Source organism: Iningainema tapete BLCC-T55, from assembly GCF_014698965.1.
Taxonomy (GTDB): Bacteria; Cyanobacteriota; Cyanobacteriia; order Cyanobacteriales; family Nostocaceae; genus Iningainema; species Iningainema tapete.
In genome coordinates, this window is sequence record NZ_JACXAE010000110.1 from 261206 (window position 1) to 282852 (window position 21647).

20 protein-coding genes and 2 pseudogenes are annotated in these 21647 nt (G+C 41.4%); 8 read left to right on the plus strand and 14 right to left on the minus strand.

What is annotated here, in order from left to right:
* Positions 1 to 109: 109 nt before the first annotated feature.
* Positions 110 to 676: a hypothetical protein gene (locus tag ICL16_RS37300; RefSeq protein WP_190836611.1), complete on the minus strand. Its 567-nt coding sequence runs from the start codon at positions 674 to 676 to the stop codon at positions 110 to 112.
* Between the two features lie 231 nt (positions 677 to 907).
* On the opposite strand from ICL16_RS37300, the gene ICL16_RS37305 reads away from it, so the two are divergent.
* Complete coding sequence (locus ICL16_RS37305) at positions 908 to 1600, plus strand: Uma2 family endonuclease (RefSeq protein ID WP_190836612.1); 693 nt, start codon at positions 908 to 910, stop codon at positions 1598 to 1600.
* Between the two features lie 184 nt (positions 1601 to 1784).
* Here the strand turns inward: ICL16_RS37305 and ICL16_RS37310 are convergent, their stop codons facing one another.
* The 4 genes from ICL16_RS37310 to ICL16_RS37325 form a co-directional block, all read right to left on the minus strand.
* Positions 1785 to 1994, minus strand: a complete 210-nt coding sequence (locus ICL16_RS37310) for a hypothetical protein (RefSeq protein WP_190836613.1) — start codon at positions 1992 to 1994, stop codon at positions 1785 to 1787.
* Between the two features lie 26 nt (positions 1995 to 2020).
* Positions 2021 to 2290, minus strand: a complete 270-nt coding sequence (locus ICL16_RS37315; protein ID WP_190836614.1) for a hypothetical protein — start codon at positions 2288 to 2290, stop codon at positions 2021 to 2023.
* A 55-nt stretch (positions 2291 to 2345) separates the two neighbouring features.
* Complete coding sequence (locus ICL16_RS37320) at positions 2346 to 2876, minus strand: hypothetical protein (RefSeq protein ID WP_190836615.1); 531 nt, start codon at positions 2874 to 2876, stop codon at positions 2346 to 2348.
* Positions 2877 to 3165: 289 nt separating this feature from the next.
* Positions 3166 to 3543 (minus strand): vWA domain-containing protein, encoded by a 378-nt coding sequence (locus tag ICL16_RS37325; RefSeq protein ID WP_190836616.1) that lies wholly within the window; start codon positions 3541 to 3543, stop codon positions 3166 to 3168.
* Positions 3544 to 3843: 300 nt separating this feature from the next.
* Between ICL16_RS37325 and ICL16_RS37330 the strand changes: the two genes are divergently transcribed.
* From ICL16_RS37330 to ICL16_RS46420, 3 genes and pseudogenes are all read left to right on the plus strand, one after another.
* Complete coding sequence (locus ICL16_RS37330) at positions 3844 to 4872, plus strand: tetratricopeptide repeat protein (RefSeq protein WP_337907196.1); 1029 nt, start codon at positions 3844 to 3846, stop codon at positions 4870 to 4872.
* A 53-nt stretch (positions 4873 to 4925) separates the two neighbouring features.
* Positions 4926 to 5219 (plus strand): hypothetical protein, encoded by a 294-nt coding sequence (locus ICL16_RS37335; protein ID WP_190836617.1) that lies wholly within the window; start codon positions 4926 to 4928, stop codon positions 5217 to 5219.
* A gap of 56 nt (positions 5220 to 5275) precedes the next feature.
* Positions 5276 to 5359, plus strand: a pseudogene (locus ICL16_RS46420) (VapC toxin family PIN domain ribonuclease); the annotation flags it as partial.
* Between the two features lie 730 nt (positions 5360 to 6089).
* Here ICL16_RS46420 and ICL16_RS37340 read toward each other — a convergent pair.
* The 4 genes from ICL16_RS37340 to ICL16_RS37355 form a co-directional block, all read right to left on the minus strand.
* Positions 6090 to 6368 carry a YiaA/YiaB family inner membrane protein gene (locus tag ICL16_RS37340; protein WP_190836618.1) on the minus strand — a complete coding sequence of 93 codons (279 nt, stop codon included), beginning with the start codon at positions 6366 to 6368 and terminating at the stop codon, positions 6090 to 6092.
* 89 nt (positions 6369 to 6457) lie between these two features.
* Positions 6458 to 8122, minus strand: a complete 1665-nt coding sequence (locus ICL16_RS37345; protein ID WP_190836619.1) for a DUF4335 domain-containing protein — start codon at positions 8120 to 8122, stop codon at positions 6458 to 6460.
* A 77-nt stretch (positions 8123 to 8199) separates the two neighbouring features.
* Positions 8200 to 8811 carry a DUF3038 domain-containing protein gene (locus ICL16_RS37350; RefSeq protein ID WP_190836620.1) on the minus strand — a complete coding sequence of 204 codons (612 nt, stop codon included), beginning with the start codon at positions 8809 to 8811 and terminating at the stop codon, positions 8200 to 8202.
* A gap of 278 nt (positions 8812 to 9089) precedes the next feature.
* Positions 9090 to 11477: an endonuclease MutS2 gene (locus ICL16_RS37355; protein ID WP_190836621.1), complete on the minus strand. Its 2388-nt coding sequence runs from the start codon at positions 11475 to 11477 to the stop codon at positions 9090 to 9092.
* Positions 11478 to 11707: 230 nt separating this feature from the next.
* On the opposite strand from ICL16_RS37355, the gene ICL16_RS37360 reads away from it, so the two are divergent.
* The 3 genes and pseudogenes from ICL16_RS37360 to ICL16_RS37370 all read left to right on the plus strand — a co-directional run bounded on the left by ICL16_RS37360 (position 11708) and on the right by ICL16_RS37370 (position 14929).
* Entirely contained in the window at positions 11708 to 12871 is a 1164-nt protein-coding gene (locus tag ICL16_RS37360) for a GuaB3 family IMP dehydrogenase-related protein (RefSeq protein WP_190836622.1), read from the plus strand.
* Between the two features lie 330 nt (positions 12872 to 13201).
* Positions 13202 to 13543: pseudogene (trxA, locus tag ICL16_RS37365) on the plus strand (thioredoxin); the annotation flags it as partial.
* 315 nt (positions 13544 to 13858) lie between these two features.
* On the plus strand, positions 13859 to 14929 hold the full coding sequence (locus ICL16_RS37370) for an LOG family protein (protein ID WP_190836624.1): 1071 nt from the start codon (positions 13859 to 13861) through the stop codon (positions 14927 to 14929).
* 433 nt (positions 14930 to 15362) lie between these two features.
* On the opposite strand, the gene ICL16_RS37375 is transcribed toward ICL16_RS37370, so the two are convergent.
* The gene (locus tag ICL16_RS37375) at positions 15363 to 15689 is read right to left on the minus strand and encodes a DUF1830 domain-containing protein (protein ID WP_190836625.1); all 327 of its coding nucleotides are present in this window, start codon (positions 15687 to 15689) and stop codon (positions 15363 to 15365) included.
* 344 nt (positions 15690 to 16033) lie between these two features.
* Here ICL16_RS37375 and ICL16_RS37380 point away from each other — a divergent pair, with 344 nt between their 5' ends.
* Complete coding sequence (locus tag ICL16_RS37380) at positions 16034 to 16264, plus strand: helix-turn-helix domain-containing protein (RefSeq protein ID WP_238361121.1); 231 nt, start codon at positions 16034 to 16036, stop codon at positions 16262 to 16264.
* Positions 16265 to 16343: 79 nt separating this feature from the next.
* Here the strand turns inward: ICL16_RS37380 and ICL16_RS37385 are convergent, their stop codons facing one another.
* Genes ICL16_RS37385 through ICL16_RS37400 form a run of 4 tightly spaced genes read right to left on the minus strand, consistent with a single transcriptional unit; the run spans position 16344 to position 21444 of the window.
* Complete coding sequence (locus ICL16_RS37385) at positions 16344 to 17822, minus strand: leucyl aminopeptidase (protein WP_190836674.1); 1479 nt, start codon at positions 17820 to 17822, stop codon at positions 16344 to 16346.
* A gap of 55 nt (positions 17823 to 17877) precedes the next feature.
* Positions 17878 to 19521: an ATP-binding response regulator gene (locus ICL16_RS37390; protein WP_190836626.1), complete on the minus strand. Its 1644-nt coding sequence runs from the start codon at positions 19519 to 19521 to the stop codon at positions 17878 to 17880.
* Between the two features lie 2 nt (positions 19522 to 19523).
* A complete protein-coding gene (locus ICL16_RS37395; protein ID WP_190836627.1) occupies positions 19524 to 20000 on the minus strand; it encodes a response regulator in 477 nt (158 codons plus the stop codon).
* Between the two features lie 10 nt (positions 20001 to 20010).
* Entirely contained in the window at positions 20011 to 21444 is a 1434-nt protein-coding gene (locus tag ICL16_RS37400; RefSeq protein ID WP_190836628.1) for a sensor histidine kinase, read from the minus strand.
* Positions 21445 to 21647: the final 203 nt, after the last annotated feature.

Consider the following 21647-nt stretch of genomic DNA (forward strand, 5'->3'; position numbering starts at 1 on the left):
TTTATTGCTTTGATATTTGTATCTGGATGAGATTTGGCAAATATGCTAATGATGTTGAAAAAAAATGGAAACTACTGGCAAATTCTCAGAGCCTAATATTTAACTAATCCTATTGCTCGGAATCTATACCCAGAAAAGCGAAAACTGTAGCAGCAACAGCAGTACTCAATCCTTTTAAAAAGCCTTTCCAAATTTCGCGTAAAATATCTGGTCTATTTTCACTAAGTTCTATCCAGAGTGTCATACTTTTGGATATTACGAGTTGCACGGCTTGCTGTATTCTTTCTCCAAACAAGTCTTCTAGAGTCTCGAAAGAGATATTGCCAGCAATTGAAGCAACAAACCATTTATTTTCACAATAGTCGCTATCTTCTAGGACTAATAAAGCCCCTTCTTGATAACGATCCTTTATGCCATTGTAGAGAAGGCTTGCCAGTGTAGGCCAAGTATCTGCGATCGTTTCTGATGTCTGCTCATCGATATTGCTGACTAACTCGTCGAAAACATGCTCGAAACTAGTGACTAACCAAGCAGAATTTTCGTTACGAGGAATGATATATACGACAAAAACAGTGTCTTCATCTATAGGATATTCGCATTCAATATAGGACTTGCTGGTTTCAACACCAACTTCTTCTCCAATAGCAGTTTTCCGTCGATCAATAAAGGGTCTCATATTAGGATAATGAAATAGCCCTAATAAAATTTAAGGTCAGTAGAATGTCTTTAAATTTTGTTTATGTCACTATAGTGACACTAATTTGGACAATTGTCAACTAAGTTTATGAGTAAATTTGGTAGATGATCAAATAATCCTAAATCATTTGTAAACAAAAAGATCCCCGACTTCTTCAAGAAGTCGGGGATCTGAACCTAAGAGCGTGTTTGTAAATCAAACAGGATTGCTATGAGTCACACATGTGGCTTGAAAAACATTCGATTTTTATGCTGGTTTTTGAGAGGCGATCGCCGACTCCGGATCAATACCGCGATGCCGCAGATTAAGAAAGCAGAACTAATCGAAGGAATTGTGTATGTTGCATACCAGGTGCGATCGCGCAGTCATGGCAAACCGCATGGAAGATTGATGACTTGGTTAGGAGTTTACGAAGCGGCTACTAGTGGTGTCGGTCTTAACGACAATACAACGGTTCGGTTAGATGGAAAAAACGAACTGCAGCCAGATGCTTTACTACGCTATGAGTATGGCGGAAGTTCGTCTATAAGTGAAGATGATTATATTGAAGGCGCACCAGAATTAGTCGTAGAAGTTGCAGCTAGCAGTGCAGAGAATGATTTACATGATAAAAATGAAACATACTGTCGCAATGGTGTTCAAGAATATATTGTCTGGCAGGTGTTAGATGAGAAACTTGACTGGTTCACCTTGGAAAACGGTGAGTATGTATCAATGGAAGCTGATGCAGATGGTGTGATCAAAAGTCGTGTTTTTCCAGGTTTATGGTTAGATATTTGTGCATTATTAGCAGGTGACATAGTAACAGTTTTAGCTGTACTGGAAAAAGGTTTGAATTCACAAGAACACGCAGATTTTTTGCAACGGTTGTCACAGCTTAAGCCGGAAAATGAAATTCTGTAGGTTGAGGAGCAGATGCCAACCAACTTTTACATATGATGAAATAGAAACAGTTTATATCCTAGCTGTCCGTCACACAGCACAAAAACCTCTGGAAGGTGATAATTTAGAAGAAACCCTACAAAATTTTTCCCTAAGAGCTTAAAGAACCCACATTTCTGGAACCCATAGTTTTTGCTTGCTCTATTTAAGCTTTATCTTTCTCTAATCCAAACATTTGCTTTTTACGACGGATTCTCTTTTTTTCATCTTCTATTCGTTCCCGTTCATATTGTTTTCTTTCTTCTTCTTCACGTTCAATTTCACGTCTTCGTTCTTCTTTACTTGCAGCTTTGGCAGCTCTGATTAAGAGGAATAAAACAATGGGAAAAATGACATACGCAAGAAACTCAGTCATACATCAATCAATCCTTTTGCCATCAATTATTTATTATTCGTAATCCTAAAAAACTTTACTATAGGATTTTTTGCTCTTTCTTCTTCTGCTTTATTTTTCTTCTCCATTTCTTCATTTTCAATTTCAAGTTCTGCAATTTTTTTAATCATCTCTTCTTCATAATCTTCTATCGCGTCTTCCATTTCCCTTCGTTCTTTTTCTTTCTCTTGGGATCTGGCTTCTTCTCTTTCCAAAAAGAGTACGAACCAAGCAAAAGCAACAGATGGCAGACAAAAATACGCAAGAATTTCCTTCATATTTAATTCTCAAGATAAGAGATGTATTATGTTCGATATTACGTTTCTGCTTAGATTAAAAATATACCCACCCATATTGCGGGTCAAACCCATATCCGTGTGCAACAGGTTGTGTAGAAAAATTTCCTATGTTGTTTATGTAAATATTGTGGGTACGTACAACAGTCCTTGATGGATATGTAATTTCTTCCCATTCTCCCTGTTGCGAATTAAAAATTCGCCAGCCTGTAGCTTCACTCCAATAATATTTACACCCACGCGAACATTGGAAGAAGCTGCCAACGTAGGATAACTGATGTGGGCGTCTTGTGAGTAGGTTTGTTGGCTTAGTCGCTGCACTTTTTGGAGAAAGAACACTTTCTACACCAACCTTTAAAGTTTCCTGGACAATCTGCACACCCAGAAATTTCAAAGCGTTCTTTGTTATTTGCCCCCATTGTGGACGCGCATACGCTGATTCCTCTGCTTTAAACTTCACACTTAATTCTTGAGTAGAAAATTTTAAAGTATATCCGACAGAAAAACTACTAAGGAATAATAGGGGTAGGAATAGATTTGGTAGATTAGCTTTAGGAAATGTCTTCATAGGAGTAACAGGTACGTAGAAACTACATGACTGAAATTAGTTTTTAGATCCAATTTTACTGAACAAATATTTTTTGATTTCTTCAGCAGACAGCGTAGATAGACTCAACCGTGATGAATTTGAACGTCGATATACCATAATGCCGCATATTAATAAAGCAAAACTTATAGAAGGAATTGTATATTTGGCATCTCCAATGAGATCGGGTTCGTCATGGCAAACCATGTGGAAGATTAATGACTTGGTTAGGAACTTAAAACGCCTTCCTTATCTATGAGTTAAGTACAATTTAGTCCTTGATGGCGCCAAGCAAAACTTCAGTAAGCGTTTGGTTCTCCATTTGCTCAAAGGTAATCGTGTCGCAGATATCAAACTTTGCCCCAGCAAGATCTGTGTTACCTACTGGCTCGTTTTCTTCAAATATTTGGGCTACTTTCCCTGATGTCACATTGTCATACCGTCTAAATCGACCTGCAAATACATAGACAGTAATGCCATCTGAGTCAAGCTGTTCACACTTTCTTGCCAATCCTAAAGTAGACTCTTGCACTTCCTCCCATCTAGTCCTACCATTCCGTTGATCTGGAGTGGACATACTGGAACTTTTATCAATTATTAAAGTGTAATCACGGTTTTTCAATGTTTCTGGCACAGTCAGAGTTTTCATTTAGGGTTCCTATCCTCATTAAACGTTTAATCTTTTTATAACCAGTAAGCGCTAGTTCCGAGAATGAAATAGCCCTCCTAAAATTAAAAATCACTAGAATGTCTTGAAATTTTCTTTTGTCACCAGTGTGACAAAAGAAAGGACATTTGTCAACTCATTTGTTAACTTATGTAAAGTAATACATGTGGTTTAGCAAAAGTAATGATCTAGGAGCGTTACTTAACCAGTTAGGCAATGGTCAACCAAAGTGATGAGTGATAGATCATCAAATTTTGTTAACTTAGTCTTTAAGTACTAAATGTGGCTTTGGATGGTCGCGAATTGAAATCAAGGATGAACCAGCAAGAGTTTGAAAAAATATTTGAACACCTCTCACCTCGACGTAAAGAAGTGTTAAGAGGGGTTTTGGCAGGTGAGACGGATGCTGTAATTGCCGAAAAAATGGGAATTTTAGAACCTAGCGTGAGAAAATTCATTGAAAGAATTTGTCAGGAATTTGGGTTAGAAAATGAACATTCTGATGGGCGTCGCTACAAACGCTCTGATTTAGTTGCTTTATTGGCTAGATACAAACCAGAGCTACTATCCCCAGAAAAAACCGAAAAAGTTGCGAATTTACCAGAAAATTTATTGTTACAGTCGCTACCAGAAATTATACTTATTCAACACCTGGAAAACCAGTTACAACTATCGGATGATGAAGAAAAGATTCAAATCGCTAAATCTTTGAATAAAATTGGTGACAAGGAGTACCGAAATGGGGATTTTCAAAGAGCAGTATTTTTTTTGAAATGGGCAATCACTTTTAATCCTGATTTTGCAGAGGCTCACTACAATCTGGGATCGGCTTATGAAAAACTGCAGGATTTATCTAGTGCTTGCCATCACTACGAAATTGCTATGAAATATACCAATCGGGCTGCTGATGCTGCAATTAATAACCTAGCTCGTTTATCTATTCTTGAAGGAGATATTGCTACAGCCGTCGAGATGATAAAGCCAATTTTGTCACGGGTTCAGGACAGCATGGTGAAAGCTTCATTATATAAGAACCTTGGTTGGGCGTATTTTGAGCAAAAGTTATACAAACAGGCTCAAGAACATCTGCTCATGTCACTTAAATTGGATCGCGATCGCGCTCTTACTCACTGTTTATTAGCAAAAGTCCAAGAAGCTCAAGGAGAAAAGCATCTGGCTTTAAAATCATGGAAAAACTGTTTGAAACATGACCCAGATCAGCAACAACCAAAAGGACAAGACCAGAAACTACCAGAATTATATATCTGGAAGCTAGAAGCGCGTCGAGCGTTGGATGATAAAAGTGAATAAATTGTAGCAGAGCCTAAAATAGATAAACTCACAATTAAACTGAGGATCAATTTATGCAAGAAGTATCTGAATACACTCAAGAATTTGCAAGCCGCATCTCTCCAATTTTGGAGAATTTATTTAAAGGTAGTAGCTTTTACATGGTGAGATTAAAAAAACAAGAAAGGATTGAACATTTAGTCAATCTTTTTAGTAAATTTTCACCTGAAGAATTTAGAGCTATCCCTGATGATGAATTAACACGTAGAATTGACAAGCTTTTAGTTTTAGAAGCAGTTTCTGGAACGCTCAACGATTTGACTCCAGAGCAAATCAAAATTTTTGATGAGGCTTTGGTTGGAAGATAAATAGAGTGGCACATTTACTGGATACAAATATTGTTAGTTATATTTTGAAAAAAAATGCTACAGCAATTACACTGGGTATAATTTTAGTTTCTAATGATTCTGATTTGCAGAGAGTAGAAGGATTAAGTTTAGAGAATTAGTTACAAACTGATGCCTAAATAACCCAGACGTAAAGAAGTGTTAAGAAGGATTTTGGCAGGTGAGACGGAGTTTATGATCCAAAATTAATTGGGTGGAACAATTGGGTCATCATCATCCCCAAGCTTAGAGATTTTTGTAAATTCATCTGCGCCACTACTTCTAAAGAAAATTAAGTTTCTCAACATGATCATTCAAAAAGTAAAAGAATATGGAGGGTGTTTTCTAAACCTTAAAAATCGAGGTTTTAAATTCCCACAGACTACTGTTTGCCATAAAAAGTCTCATTAGACCAACCTGTACTGGTAGTAAAATAAGTGCTGCATATGATTTGTTGTGATTTATTCAAAAAGGCTGTTAAGCCCCAATGACACAGAGCGCCCGCTGTTGGCGATCACCTTTGAATGTGAAACTTATAGTACAAATCTCTCTACTAATTAATTGGTTTGCGCTTGTCTTTTTATTCACCCGAAGAATGAATCGGAGAAAATATCGGTGTGTCAAAACAAAAACCCCAGTTTCCTTAATAAACCGGGGTTTTACATAATGCTAATCGAAAGTGAATAAATTAATTTTGCTGATCCAATAAATAGAAGAAGATTGAGTCAAACTGAGCTTTTATTCAATCAGTTGATGTGAATAAACAGAACATGTAAAGAAATGTAAAGTTCATGAGTTCGTTTGTAGTCAGTGCTTCAGCGCTGAAGCGCTGACTACGAACCTAATTGAGTGTTATCTTAAAGAATCGTGTTGTGAGAGTAACTTTTCAACTTTTGCCTCGTCGATTCTGGCGTTAAGCCTTCTCGCTTCGTGTAAGTCTCTGGTAGTTTTTGCTAAAGAAAAAGTTGAACCTACGGAGAAGGCTAGCCCCATACCCATGAAGCCTTTTACCCAGTTATCTAAGGGTAAGTTAATAATTCCTACCGTCGTCATAGAAATAGATAGGATAAAAGCAGCCCATGTTTGAAAAATCCAAGCGGCGCTGTCTTTTTGAGAACCGAATTGTTGCATATGTTTGGTGAGGAGAGCGATTTATATATCATTGTATGAATTAGTACGCTCTCTCTCTTAGTGCGATCGTACCAGTTTTACAACTGGACTTAATCTTTTTCTGGAAAGGTTTGTACCGCACCATCAGGGCTAAACACAGCTCGTATTTTTACCGCTTGTCCATTACGATTGGGTGAAACAAAGCGTTCACCAATCAATGGCATTCCGGTACGATCAATGTAATCTCTTGCTGATTTTCCGATGGGGAAAATTCGTTCAATTGAGCCGTCAACACCTACCACTAAACTGTATTCTATTGCTTGTTTTAATTGATTCGGTGGTTGCCAGCGTTTTTTTAAGAAATCTCTGGCTTCCGCAACTTGGGCTGTATCAAACAATGTGCCTGTGGCAACTTCTGTGGGGGTTTTGCGTGTCTCACGCAATTTGGCGATTAATTCTGTTCCGGTGACAGAACTACTACTGTCTTTATTTGGCTCTGGTAGAGTGTTAAGAGACGGAGTGGTGGGTAGAGTAGAGGTGACACTACTTGTGGTGCTTAGGGAGTTTGGTGATTTTATACTAGTAGTCTCTGGCACAGAACCAGAACTATTTTTAGCGATGAATCCAGTAGTGTTTTGTCTGAGATTCGGTTGAAGGTTAATTTGTGGACTTGGTATTTTTAGTGCTGTACTTGGTGTAGTTGGAATACCTGTAGGTATTTTTGTGGACAACTCCGGTACAGTTAGTGTGGTTTGTGAAGATGGCAGGGGAGTTGTGTTCTTTAAGCTAGGAGATTTTGAATCAAGGGAAGGAATCTGGGTAGATTGAGGAGTTTTTTGCAGTGTTGGTAATGAGATGGCTGATTGAGGGGAAGAACGAATTATCGGGGAAACTGAGGATTTAGGTAAAGTAGCCAACGTTGGGGGTGGAGAGGAAATATTGGCAGTAGGAGTCGGAGTCGGGGTGGGAAGGTTTGTAGTGCTTAGGGGTAGTTGTGGAATTGATGGTAATGTATCTGGAGGAGTGAGAGCGGGGATTGGTGTTGATTGGAGGTTTGGTGAGGGGGATGGTTTTAAGGCTATTTGTTCTGAACGAGTGGTTGATTTCTTGGCTACTTGTTGCCTGGTGCGGTTGGCATATTGCCAAGTAACTGGTGCTAAAGCTACACCTAAGACTAATACTGCGGCAACTGATGTCCAAGTCGATAATTTTGGTGCTGTGGAAGTTTCTAAGTTTGGTAGCGCCAAGACATCGGCTGAGTACTCATCTAGGGCAGTGGCAAGATCAAATAATTGTAGTAGAGTTAGCTGAATGACAGGTCCGGATACGTGATTTGCCAAGTTACCCAGAAATAGTTTATGTTTTAAGCTGTCGCTTGGTTGTAGACTAATATCTGAGCCTAATTTTTGGTTGTTATAGGGTTTTAATGGGTTTGACACTGTTGTTGTGTCAGCATCTCTGGTTGCTTCATCTATGGTAATGGTTTGCTGTTGGGTTTCAGCAAACATCGCCCCGAAGTTGTCTGGAGGTTTTTGGAGCAATTCTTGGACGTAGTTTGTGACTACTGTACACAAGGCTTCAAGTTGATCGCGATCGCCTCGAATTGCTACTCTTTGTTCTGGTTGTGTTTGTGGAGCGTCAAAGCGTAGCTCAAAGCGTAGCTGCTTCAGGACAGATTTCCCCATCCAACGAGACAAAGCTGAGCTTTGCGCCAAGATTTCTAGTGTGCAAGTAGGCGGTGTATACCGACGGATTACATAATTTGATACAGGCATGGCAAGAACTGCAAGCTGGATATTTTGGATGTTGGCTCGTTTCCTGGCTCCTACGGCTGGAAATTTGGAGTGGAATCTCAAATTGAAAATTTGGTTGATTTGTCTATGAGTGCTAGCCAAAGACGGCGGTGTCCACCTGATCCACCATAAAAAAGTAAATCAATTAGCAGTTTTAGTGCTAGGTGGGTAAGTTCCGCAGTGGAAATAGTCGCGTCTTCCTCCATTCGCTCCTGATATGTGTTGCAGAAAGCATCAATGTAATCTCCGAGTAACGCAGCCTGATGAGGTTCGCGATTGTTTTGAGCCATTTGTTCTAACAAACCAACAGCACGACGAATAATTTCTTGATGTTGTTTAGCAAGATAACAAATGATCAATACAAGCGCTCGCGCTTCTTCCACATCTAGTTTTTTTCGCCCTCCTTGACCTTTTCTCATCGGGTTTGACTGACGCAAACGCCACAGTGCAACCCTATCTGGTACCCTTGACTCTAAATTCAGGTTAGTCGCCGCTTGAAGCATTGCCTCAGATCCAATCCCCGTCAAAGTTTCTAGCGCCAAAAGCACCAAGTCCAATTGGGCTTTGATGTTGTCCCATTGAACTGCGTTTGGGGCATTAATTTTGATTAAATCCTCCCACTGGGAAGTTGGAGTGGGTGAATCGGCGGCAGAGTACATAACTTTTAGCATAGGTGATCGGGCTGGTAGGGGCTGTTGCTGTTACCCATTTTGAAACCAGACTCTTGCAGGTTCAGAATGGTTTCCTTCATGCTATTGACTAAAAGCTTGCTGTGCAGCTAGCTCAGATTGCGTCTATAGCTTACATCAGTTTGGTTAACAGCTGCCATTGTTTGTCTTACTTTATGATGAAAATCTCTAGGAAAAAAGTAGGAAATGGAAAATTACTATTTGTTAATTGTTGTTTAATTTTTCCTTGATTTTCCGGTTCCCTAATTATTCCCTCAACCTTAATCTATGTAAGCAATGGTAACTCCCGTACCACCGTCAGATGGTTCTGCTGCTTCGTAGCGCTGTACTCTGGGATGCTGCTTTAAGAAAGCATGAACACCTTGCCGCAGTTTACCAGTACCATGTCCGTGAATAATCCAGATTGGTCCTGTGGCTTCTGAGACTGCCTTATCGATAATTAGTTCCGAATCAGCTACTTTACGTCCACGTAAATCAATCGTATTCTTTGATGTCCTAATTGCTGGGGCATTTTGGTTCGCAGTAACGGTGATTTTCTCCACTTCTGTTCTTCTGGCCTTCTCCCCAACATTTTTCGGTTCTGGTTTTTGACCATCAAGTGATTCGATGTCAGATAGCTTCACCGTCATTTTCATGATGCCAAAGCGAACGCTTAACTCTCCATCTTCTGTTGGGGCGGATAACACGAATGCTGTCTGCCCTAACTTTGGAATACGGATACGATCGCCCACTTTGGGGACAAATCCTACTTTCGGCTTTTGTGGGGTCTTTGGTAGAAATTTTTCGGTGATTTCATTCAAAGCATTAGTTGCTTGCTGGGCATCTTGCGCAGTGGGCGTACCTTGCTGCAAGCGGCGAATTACTGCGGCAATTTCACCTTTTGCCTCGGTAATTGCCTTTTGCACTGCTACTTCTTGTGAGGCACGCAAAGTACTTTCTCTTTGCTCTAATGCTGTCGCTTTTTCGGATACTTCTTTGTATAATTTCTCCGCCTGCTGTAATAAATTTTGTGCTTGAGCTGCTTTACTTTCCTGACGACGACGCTGTGCTTCTAATCCTGCAATCACTTGGTTTACATCATCTGTTGCTCCACCCAATTTAGATTTCGCCTGTTCGACAACTTCAAGTTTTAATCCCAAACGACTAGCAATAGATAAAGCGTTAGAACGTCCGGGAATGCCCCACAGCAAACGATAAGTTGGTGAAAGAGTACTTTCATCAAATTCTACCGAAGCATTTTCAAACCGTTCATCTTGGTATTTGAGGGCTTTTAATTCGCCAAAGTGAGTTGTGGCGATCGTCAAATTAGCATGATCTGCTAAATATTGTAATAATGCAATTGCTAACGCACTTCCTTCCACCGGATCTGTTCCTGCTCCTACTTCGTCGAGAAGTACCAAGGAATCATTTTCGTCTATTGCTTCTAAAATTCGACTAATTCGGCGGATATGTCCGGAGAAGGTAGATAAACTTTGTTGTAGGGACTGTTCATCCCCAATATCTGCCAATACTTGGGCAAACCATGGTATTTCTACTGGTTCACGGGCAGGAACAAACAAGCCTACCTTCGCCATTAATGCTGCTAATGCCAAGGTTTTGAGTGTAACTGTTTTACCTCCAGTGTTTGGTCCAGTAATAGTTACTACCTTAAGACTTGGTTGAATCAGCAAATCCACTGGTACAACTGGTTGTCCTTGTTCGTGCTGATGCTGCCATTCCAAAAGTGGATGTCGCAATTGACGCAGGGTAATGCTTTCCACTTCCCGATTTATAAATCTGGGAGGATTCGCTTTTAACCATAAGCTATATCGTGCTTTTGCTGTTGCCAAATCTAGAGTTGTCGCCACGTAGAGCAAATTTTCTAAATCGGCTTTTACGGATGCTATTGCTTGTGTTAACTTGCGGCGAACAGCTTCTTCTTCTATTTGCTCTTGCCTAACTAGCTGCCGTAGTTGGTTTCCTAGTGGAACTATGGAATTAGGTTCTACATACAATGTTGCACCACTAGTAGAGGTATCGTGAACGATACCGGGAATCGCATCTTTTTGTGGCGCTTTCACAGGAATTACATAGCGATCGCCTCTTTGTGTAATAATTTGTTCTTGAACTGCGTTTGATTTTACTTGTATAATATTTTGTAGTTTTTGGGTAATTTGATTACGTAATTGCCGCAAGGAATTGCGAATCTCACCCAACTTGGCACTGGCGCGATCTGCTACTTGTCCTCGTTCATCTATACAACGATGGATTTCTTGCTCTAGTTCTGGATAAGTACGTAAATCGGCAACCAACGCATTCAATACATTTAAATCTTCTTGGTCATCAATTATACGTCGTATATTTCTGACTCCAGCAAGAGTAGTGGCGATCGCCAACAGTTCGTCTCCTGCCAAAATACTACCTTTTTCTGCTCTTTCTATATAATCGCCAATATCTTGGATACCCTCAAAAGATAATCCTGTAGTCAGGCGACTTTCCAGTTCGTAAACTTCCTTCGTTTGCGCTAATAGCTGTTCACTTTGAGCAATGGAGTCAGGAACTTGCAGCCTGCGTGCGGCAATTACACCCAACTTTGTTGCGGCAAAGGTAGATAAATGTTGGCATAGACGATGCCATTCTAATAGTTCTAAGGTTTCGGATTGAAGCAAAGCTGAATTCGTGTCTGAATTTAACAAAGTTCTGACGTAGTTGATTAAAGCTCTCAAATTCAAGATTTATCAAGAGGCTTGATCTTTATTGTATGAAAATTACAAGAGAACTACAACGAACTTGAGGAAGACTTTAAACATCCCCCCACTCCCCCACTTCCAATCTAAATGCTCCAAGTCACCTCACAATTTGATACCCTATCTTAAACAGATTAGGGGACATCAACAGCGTGGACATTCAAATTGGGCGGGGAAAAACAGCCAGGAGAGCCTACGGCATCGATGAAATTGCTTTAGTTCCTGGTAATCGGACATTAGATCCAACATTGGCGGAGACGAAGTGGCGGATTGGCAATATTGAGCGCGAAATTCCGATTATTGCCAGTGCAATGGATGGCGTAGTGGATGTCCGTATGGCTGTGCAATTGTCACAGTTAGGGGCATTGGGTGTTTTGAACTTAGAGGGCATACAAACTCGCTACGCCGATCCAGAGCCTATTTTAGACCGGATTGCGTCAGTTGGGAAGGACGAATTTGTTCCCCTGATGCAACAACTGTATTCTGAACCAATCAAACCGGAGTTAATTGAACAGCGAATTCAGGAAATTAAACAGCTTGGAGGCATTGCAGCGGTAAGTGCTACCCCAGTGGCGGCAAGTAAATATGGAGAAGTTGTAGTTTCAGCTGGGGCAGATATATTGTTTGTGCAAGGGACGGTAGTTTCTACTGCTCATCTTTCGCCTGCATCTGTAGTGCCACTGGATTTAGCACAATTTTGCCGCTCCATGCCTATACCCGTGGTTTTGGGCAACTGCGTAACTTACGAAGTCGCTTTAAATTTAATGACATCAGGAGCAGCAGCGGTATTGGTAGGAATTGGGCCCGGAGCCGCTTGTACCTCTCGTGGTGTATTGGGTGTGGGTGTACCTCAAGCAACAGCGATCGCTGATTGTGCTGCTGCACGCGACGATTATTACCAAGATACTGGTAACTATGTACCAGTAATTGCCGATGGTGGTTTAATTACTGGTGGGGACATTTGTAAATGTATTGCTTGCGGCGCTGATGGTGTGATGATTGGTTCTCCCTTTGCTAAAGCACAAGAAGCTCCAGGACGGGGTTATCATTGGGGTATGGCGACGCCTAGCCCAGTTTTACCTAGAGGTACACGCATTCGTGTGGCGACTACAGGTAGTTTAGAGCAAATTTTGATTGGACCAGCACAACTTGATGATGGTACTCACAATCTTTTGGGTGCGCTCAAAACGAGTATGGGTACAATAGGAGCCAAAAATCTTAAAGAAATGCAACAGGTAGAAGTTGTCATTGCCCCTTCTTTATTAACTGAAGGCAAAGTCTATCAAAAAGCTCAACAAATCGGAATGGGTAAATGAGGAAATAGCTAATGGCTAATGGCTAAGAACAATCAGCAATCAGCAATTCTTCTATTCTTCTATTCTTCTATTCCCAGTCCTTCCTTGTTAAAGAAATTTTCCCAACTATTGCACAATTACTGGAAAAATCTCATCTGTCGCCTACAATAGAAATAGCGGAGACGCATGTTTCCGTTCACTCCTCACACCACACTCCGCCCGGACTGCTGTTCGGGCGGTTCCTTAATATATATATAAATAAATACTAAAGCTATATATAAATGTATATGTCCGGCTCCAAAGCTGTGGTTTTTGCTATGGTAGAATTTTGAGCAAACTCGAAAACATTCTAGGCAAAGGTTTGTAGGCATGTCAGCAGCGGCACAAGTTACGGACTCTACCTTTAAGCAGGAAGTACTGGATAGCGCGGTTCCTGTTTTAGTTGATTTTTGGGCGCCTTGGTGCGGTCCTTGCCGGATGGTTGCACCTGTTGTAGATGAAATTTCTGCTCAATATGAAGGTCAACTAAAGGTAGTTAAAGTTAATACAGATGAAAATCCCAATGTTGCGAGTCAGTATGGCATCCGTAGCATTCCTACCTTAATGATTTTTAAAGGTGGGCAAAAAGTTGATATGGTAGTCGGTGCTGTGCCGAAAACCACATTAGCCAACACTTTAGAAAAGTATCTTTAAAGGTTAACAAGAACTCAGAACGCCTTGAACTGAAGTTCAAGAACGCCAGTCGCCTACGGATGGAAACCCGGATGCAGCGCTGGCTCGCTAATAGCTCAAGTCAGAAGACAGCTGACTAAGAGAGTTAGTCAGTCAGAAGCTCAAATTTATAAACTTCTACAGTCATTGGCGACGGTAGGCGTCACCAGCGCCTTGGTTGACTTTTAACCACAGGTGCTTTTTATTTTCCGCGAACTACTGCGTCTCCACATAGAAATGCGCTAGATATATTAAACATCAAATTAATTAGATAATGCCATACAGGCGGCAGTTCTCATGACATCTAAAGCTTTATTTGATACATCTGACTCTTTTCAAGCGGATCTTGCTGAGTTAATTGAGCATTTACCAAACTTAAAGCATCAAAAGTACGTCCTACAAGCACTAAAGACTATCATACGTCTGGCTGATACAGAAATTGACCGTCTGGACTGGAAGATCTTGTCGGCGGCTTTGACTGATATGGAAAAAGGTTTCCAATTATTTTATACTTACAGACATGTTCGTAAAGTCACCATCTTCGGTTCGGCGCGTTTATCGTCGGAAACTCCTGATTATCTTATGGCAGTAGAGTTTGCCCGCCGTGTCACTCAATTGGGTTTTATGGTGATGACTGGCGGAGGTGGTGGTATTATGCAAGCAGGTCATGAAGGTGCAGGACGAGAAAATTCCTTTGGCTTAAACATTCAGTTGCCTTTTGAGCAGGAGGCTAACCCTTTTATTGTTGGTGATCCCAAGTTAATTCACTTTAAGTATTTCTTTACCCGCAAGCTATTTCTGCTCAAAGAAAGTGATGCTATTGCTCTGTTTCCTGGTGGTTTTGGTACTCAAGACGAAGCTTTTGAATGTATGACTTTAAGCCAGACAGGTAAGTTTGGTCCTGTACCTCTAATTTTAATCGATCATCCTGGTGGGGATTATTGGCGCTCATGGAGTGAATATATCGATCGCCAACTAGTGCAAAAAGGTTTGGTAAGTCCCGAAGATCCCAGTTTGTATACGGTTACAGACAATCTTGATGTGGCTTGCAATGCTATTACCTATTTTTACCAAGTTTATCACTCCTGTCGCTATGTGGGCGATCGCCTAGTGATTCGGCTCAAAACTGACATTTCAGATGCCGAGTTAGATCAACTCAATACCTCTTTCAGTGATATTCTCGTTAAGGGATCGATAGAAAAGAGTTTGGCTTTAACACAAGAGGCGCAAGATGAGACAGTTGAACTACCACGTCTGGTTTTGTACTTTAATCAAAGGGATTTAGGGCGTTTGTATCAGTTGATTGCCACAATTAATCAAATGGGTACTCCAACATTGGAGGAAAAAGCACACCCTGAGCGTAAGTAGTACTCCATCAACTTTGTTGTTCGTAGTACCGTGACGCTCTCCTCTCGTTCCCAGTCTGAGACTGGGAATGCATTTTCCGAGGCTAGTGGCTACTCTCTTATATATTTAAAATTTTTAAGCTTTATTTAGATTTGTATCTAATTGATGATTATTTGTAAAATTTAAGATTTTCTTTAGTTTTATAATTTAAGATTTTCTTTAGATTTAAAAAAATGCTAATATGCTTTTAGCAGCAAGATTGAGCAGTCTCATGAGGGATATTTTATGAACTCTTTGACCTTACGTCATTTTTGGTCTGTAGTAGAGGAAACTCAAACAAGCACCTTGTTGAAGGTAAACGATGCAGATCTAGTTCAGCAGTTACTGAAGCAACTGCAGAACCGGAGTGTATATACTAGAGAAGAAATGAGTACTATTAGTGATTATATCAGTGCTAGAATACCGCTAATTCGCGATTTGGCTCAGGCTCGGATGGCATAGAAATGTTCAGAGCAGACGATGGAGTGGCGTGATTACTAGCGTGAATTTGCAAACTTTCACAAAAAATCCGCTCACTGAGCAGAGCAGTTGCCATCATACCTGTATAAATTTCCATTTCCCCTTGACATGGGGCTTCAAATAGAAGCCGTTGCCCAGGAAAAATAACACGCTCAAAAAACCAACCGGTAATATTTGAGATGCGAGCGACTTGGATTTGGTTGGTAAAATTAACGTAGTGACAAAGAATTAATTCGGAACTAGCAACAGGTAGATTTAACATTTTGATTAAATTAATGTTTCCTTGGGGGCATTCTAGCTCAAGGTTGATGAAGAATTGAAGGAAGAGAATATAAAGATATCATAACATCAAGCTAGGGATCGCGGCGATCGCATCTCTTGGCTAAGTATTGTCTCCACAAGATGCGCTGATGTTAGCGATAGAAAGACTTGATTTGTAAAACTATACTCTTTTTTAAGAATTTCTTTATAATAGAATTGAATTAGATGGGTATCTAATTCATGTCGCCTCTTTTGAATCTCAACCAAAGGTGGAGGCAATTATCCGCCCATAGGCTAGAAACCTCACAAAAACCATATTTGTAAAGTTTTACTTTACAACTTGCTATGATGCGTTTATCTTCAGTCAATTACCGAAGGAAGCAAAGCGCCATCAGGCGTGGCATTCCCACTACCGAAGCGGCTAGAGTATTAAATATTAGTCAAAGTAAATTATGCCAGATACTGCAAGAAGGACAAATTCCCTCACGCAGTATCAATGGGCAGAGGGTGATTAGTCGAGGAGCGTTGATGGAGTATCAAGTCAGAAAAAGATTATCTTCTTTTGACGATTATTAAACTGGGGATTGGGGATTGGGTACTGGGGATTGGGTACAAGGCGCGAAAATTCTTTTAATCCCCAATCGCCAATCCCTTTTTACGCTTCATTCAAAACCCAATGGACGAGGGTACGAACACCAAAGCCGGTAGCGCCAGCATTATTGTAGCCGTTCTCCTTATCCGCCCAAACTGGACCGGCTACATCAAGGTGCGCCCAAGTAGTTTCTTTGAGAAACTGCTTGAGGAATAAAGCAGCAGTAATTGAGCCACCAGGACGAGGACCGGTATTCTTCATATCAGCAATACCTGATTTTAGCCCTTCAAAGTATCTTTCTTCCATTGGTAAGCGCCAGATTTTTTCCCCAGCGATTTGGGCGGCTTTCTCTAACTCAGTAGCCAAAGTATCAGAGGGAGTGAATAAACCAGCAATGTCATCTCCTAGAGCAATCACACAAGCACCAGTAAGGGTAGCTAAATCAACGATCGCATCTACGCCTAGTTTTTCAGTAAACACCAAAGCATCTGCCAGAGTCAAACGTCCTTCAGCGTCAGTATTATTAACTTCAATAGTCTTACCATTAGAAGCTTTAATCACATCTCCGGGGTGCATAGCCCGCCCACTGATCATATTCTCGGTAACTGCGGAGATAAAATGAACTTCAACATCTGGTTTAATCTGACCAATAACTTTAGCAGCTCCTAAGGTAGCAGCAGCTCCACCCATATCCATTTTCATGCTTTCAATGCCACTACCAGCGCCTTTGATATTAAGTCCGCCAGAATCAAAAGTCAAACCTTTACCGATAATTGCTAACTTCCGCTTAGGCGTACCTTCTGGCTTGTAAGTGAGGTGAATGAATTTAGGCGGCAAATCAGAAGCTTGTGCTACTGCCAAAAAAGCCCCCATACCTAACTTCTCACAATCTTCTCGCTCTAATATTTCTATCTGCAAACCATGTTCAGAGGCAATTTGTGTTGCAGTTTCTGCCATCGTAACTGGTGTCACCGAGTTAGCGGGAGCTGCTACCAACTGCCGTGCTAAAATTACGCCAGAGCAGATTTGATTGGCAAGGCTAACTGCTGCTTCTTGTCCACCTAATCCCAGTAAATCTACTTGTTCTACTTGTATTGAATTTTCTTCAGGTTCTGACTTAAAGCGATTATCTTGATACAGTGCCAATTGTACACCTTCAGCTAAAGCTTGCGCTGTTTGTGCTGGGTCGTTATTCCAAATTGGCAAACTTAATGCCAAAGTTTTGCTCTTTTGCTTTTTGGCAGTTCTTGCAGCATTAGCTGCGGCTCTGCGTAGAGTATCTAGTTTTAAAGCTTCTTTTTTGCCCAAACCCACCAGAATTACTTTGCGAACCGTAGCAGTACCACCTACTCGCGTACCAACGCTGCTAGCTAGTTTACCTTTAAATTCCTCTTCGGCAATCAATTCTGTTAACAAACCGGCAAACTTTTGATCTAAAGTTGCCAAATCGCCGGTTAACTCGACTGCATCTTCAAATAATCCAATCGCTAGGCTATCCCCCGCCCAATCTAAAAGTTGGGTATCAGTAACACGAATTTCCATTGCTGTCATCTGTGTATAAGTTATTGTATCAGTATTACACCAGATCCCCGACGAATTAAATAAGTCGGGGATCTGGATTTAATAAATTAGCGATCGCTTGAACAAGTTCATCAGGAATTACTGGCTTAGAAAGGTGAAGCGTGAAGCCTGCAGCGAGTGCCTCAAAGCTGTTTTTATCTCCAGCGTAAGCTGTTAGTGCCACTGCTGGAATTCCTCCGAATGTAGGTGATAGCGCTCTAACTTGGCGGATGAGAGCATAACCGTCTGCCTCAGGCATACCAATATCACTAATTAACACATCTGGTTGAAAAGATGCTAAAGCGGATAATGCTTCGCGGGCGGAAGAAACCGCAGTAGTAAGTGCGCCATAATTTTCTAAAGCAAACACTAAAAATTCCAGTGAATCAGCATCGTCATCGACTACTAAAATCCGCACTCCCTGAAGAGGAGTTAAGGGAGTAGGAGGAGCAACGGGTGCAGAAGTAACTTCTGCTTTTGTTGTCAGTGCTGCTTTCAGAGGTATTGTTACAGTAAAAGTTGCTCCCAATCCAATTCCAGGACTTTGAGCTGTGACGTTTCCACCATGTAGTTCGACTAGATGACGCACAATTGCTAATCCTAGCCCTAAGCCGCCATGTTTACGAGTAGTAGTACCATCTGCTTGACGAAACGAGTCAAATACATATGGGAGAAAGTCTGGGTTGATACCAATGCCTGTGTCTTTAACTGTGAGTTGGGCAGAGGAAGGGGAGTGGGGGAGAGACGGAGTGGGGGAGAGTAGTACTTCTACTTTTCCTCCTTGGGGTGTGAACTTGATGGCGTTGGAAAGTAGGTTCCAGATGACTTGCTGTAATCGATTGGCGTCGCCTAAAACTTGGAATTGGGAATTTTCGATTGTCGATTGGGAATTGGTATCCCCATTGCCCAATGCCTCATGCCCCAAAATCCTAAATTCTAAATCGACAGATTTGGCTATTGCTGCTAGACGCATTGTCTCAATTGCCGCTTCAATCACTGGGATGAGATTTGTTGGTTGAGGAGTTAAGGACAATTTTCCGCGAATAATTCGGGATATATCGAGTAAATCTTCGATTAATTGAGTTTGTTGCTTGGCGTTGCGCTCAATAGTTTCGAGGGCGCGGTTGAGGGTAACACTATCTAGTTGACGGGTACGAATTAATTTTGACCAACCCAAGATAGCATTGAGAGGCGATCGCAATTCATGGGAAAGTACTGCAAGAAATTCATCTTTTACTCTGTTTGCCTGTTCTAATTCTTGTTTTTGTCGCCGTATCTCTGCCTCTGCAAGCTTTCGAGCGCGTCTTTCTTCTGCTTCTCTTAGCGCTCTGTGCACCGAAGATGGCAGACGCTCCATCCTTTGTTTCAATACGTAATCTGTGGCTCCACTTTTCAATGTTTCAATTGCCACCTCTTCCCCCATTGTTGCTGTCACAAAAATGAAGGGTATTTCTGGACACATTTGCCGCGCCATTGCTAGGGCAGTGATGCCATTAAAACTTGGTAGGGAGTAATCGGAAAGAATCAGGTCAAAGTTACATTGCTCTAATTCCGCTTGAAACTCTTGCTCAGTTTTCACATGCACTATTATACACGAAATACCCCCTTCTGTCAACTGGGCGTGAATCAATTCAGCATCTAGCGGACTATCTTCAAGCAAGAGGAACCTTAGACCTGACATTACTATACTCCTGCAATTCCTTGACTACTGCGTGCCGGAGGGATAGAACCTGGGGGCGGTTCATTAATTATTGCCCAAAATAACCCCAGCCCCTTGATTACATCGACAAATTCATGAAAATCGATGGGTTTAACTACGTATGCATTTGTGCCAAGTTCATAACAGCGAGCTAAATCCTTCTCTTCACGGGAAGATGTTAACACCACTACTGGCACTATGCGTAAATCTGGATCTGCCTTCAGTTGTGTGAGAACTTCTATTCCGTCCACTTTAGGTAGTTTAAGATCCAGTAATACCACCACAGGATTTCCTTCTCGGCGTAATCGATACACTCCTCGACGATACAGATAATCTAAAGCTTCTTCGCCATCACGGACGACGACGACTTCATTACCTAAATGATTTTCTGCCAGAGAAGTCAGGATTAACTCCACATCGTTAATGCTGTCTTCTACTAGGAGAATGCGTTTGAGTTCCATTCCTTGCACTCTACTCTCCACTCTCCAATCCTGTCCCCCTTGGTAGCGCAAAATAAAATGTCGCCCCTATTTCTATCTGTGCCTCTGCCCAGACGCGCCCACCATGACGGTGTATGATGCGTTGGACGTTAGCTAATCCAACGCCTGTGCCTTCAAATTGGGAATCGGTATGCAAACGTTGAAAAACTCCAAAAAGTTTATGAACGTAGCGCATATCAAAACCAATTCCATTATCCCGCACGAAGAACACAACTTCTTCATTACTACTGGTACTACCTACGGTAATTTCTGCTGTAGGACAATTCCTAGTGTATTTGATGGCATTGTCCAGCAGATTGCGCAAAGCTAGCCTTAACATAGCCACATCACCCTGCACAGTAGGTAACTGAGTAATGTGCCAATTCACCAGACGTTTTTTGGTTTCTGGCTCTAAATCGTGTTTTATCTCCTGCACCAATTGATTCATATTAATAGTGGTGTAGCGCATGGAGGTGCGCCCCATCCGGGAGAAGGCTAATAGATCATCAATCAATTTACCTGCTTGTTTGCTGGTGTCAGTGATAATGTTGAGGTAACGCCTACTAGTTTCATCTAGTACTTTTGAACTAAGGCGTTTTTGTAACAAATCGACAAATCCGGCAATGTGACGCAGGGGTGCGCGCAAGTCATGAGAAACTGAATAAGAAAACGATTCCAGTTCTTTGTTCGCTGCTTCTAGTTCAGCAGTGCGTTGTTTTACTCGTTCCTCTAGGGTTTCATTAAGTTGGCGAATTTGCTCTTCAGCGCGTTTGCGCTCGGTAATATCAATTGTGATCCCATCAAAACGGGTTGGTTTGCCTGATGCATCATAAAATGCTTTGCCAATAGCTCGAATCCAACGCCCCATCTGACCATCAGAGCCAATCACTCGGTAGTCAACGTCATAGCTTACACCATTGGCTATAGAGTATTCAACAGCTCGCAAAGTCGGTTCTCGGTCATCGGGATGTAGCATTTGATAAAATAGATTAATATCGACTTCAGCATCAGGTGGTAAACCAAAATGCGCTTTACATTGGTCGTTCCACATTAACTTGTCAAATGGTAAATTGACAAACCAGACACCGAGTTCGGCGCCCTGAATCACAAAATCCATCCTTTCTTGACTAATTCGCAAAGCTTCTGTCTGTTGTCGCAGAGTCTGCTCTACTTGTTGAAGCTTTTGTTCGGCGCATTGGCGATCTCTGTCTACTTTATTGGCATATCTTGCACTCTGCCAAATCAATATCATAAAAATGACACATAAGCAAACCACTAGCAGCGATATCCCAAATGCTGCTTCGTAGTAATTCGCCTGGAGTCCCTTCAGAATTAACCAACCCAAAATCAAAGGTAGCACGATCGCACTTGGCATTAAACGACGGGCGATCGTACTCCCTCTCAAATCACTCGTAATTGTTTGCATCCACCTACCTTCTGGGCTGCTAATCAAAACCCCCAAACAAATTCCTATGTACTGCTATTGACGTAGTATAGTGGCTCAGATGTCCAAAAATTTTCACCCCATAGGCATAGCTGCTCAGCAAATTGGTACTCGCAACAGTAGTTGATCAATTCCTAAATTCCATCCCCAGAGGTATTGACATAACACTATTAGCTTAATAGTTA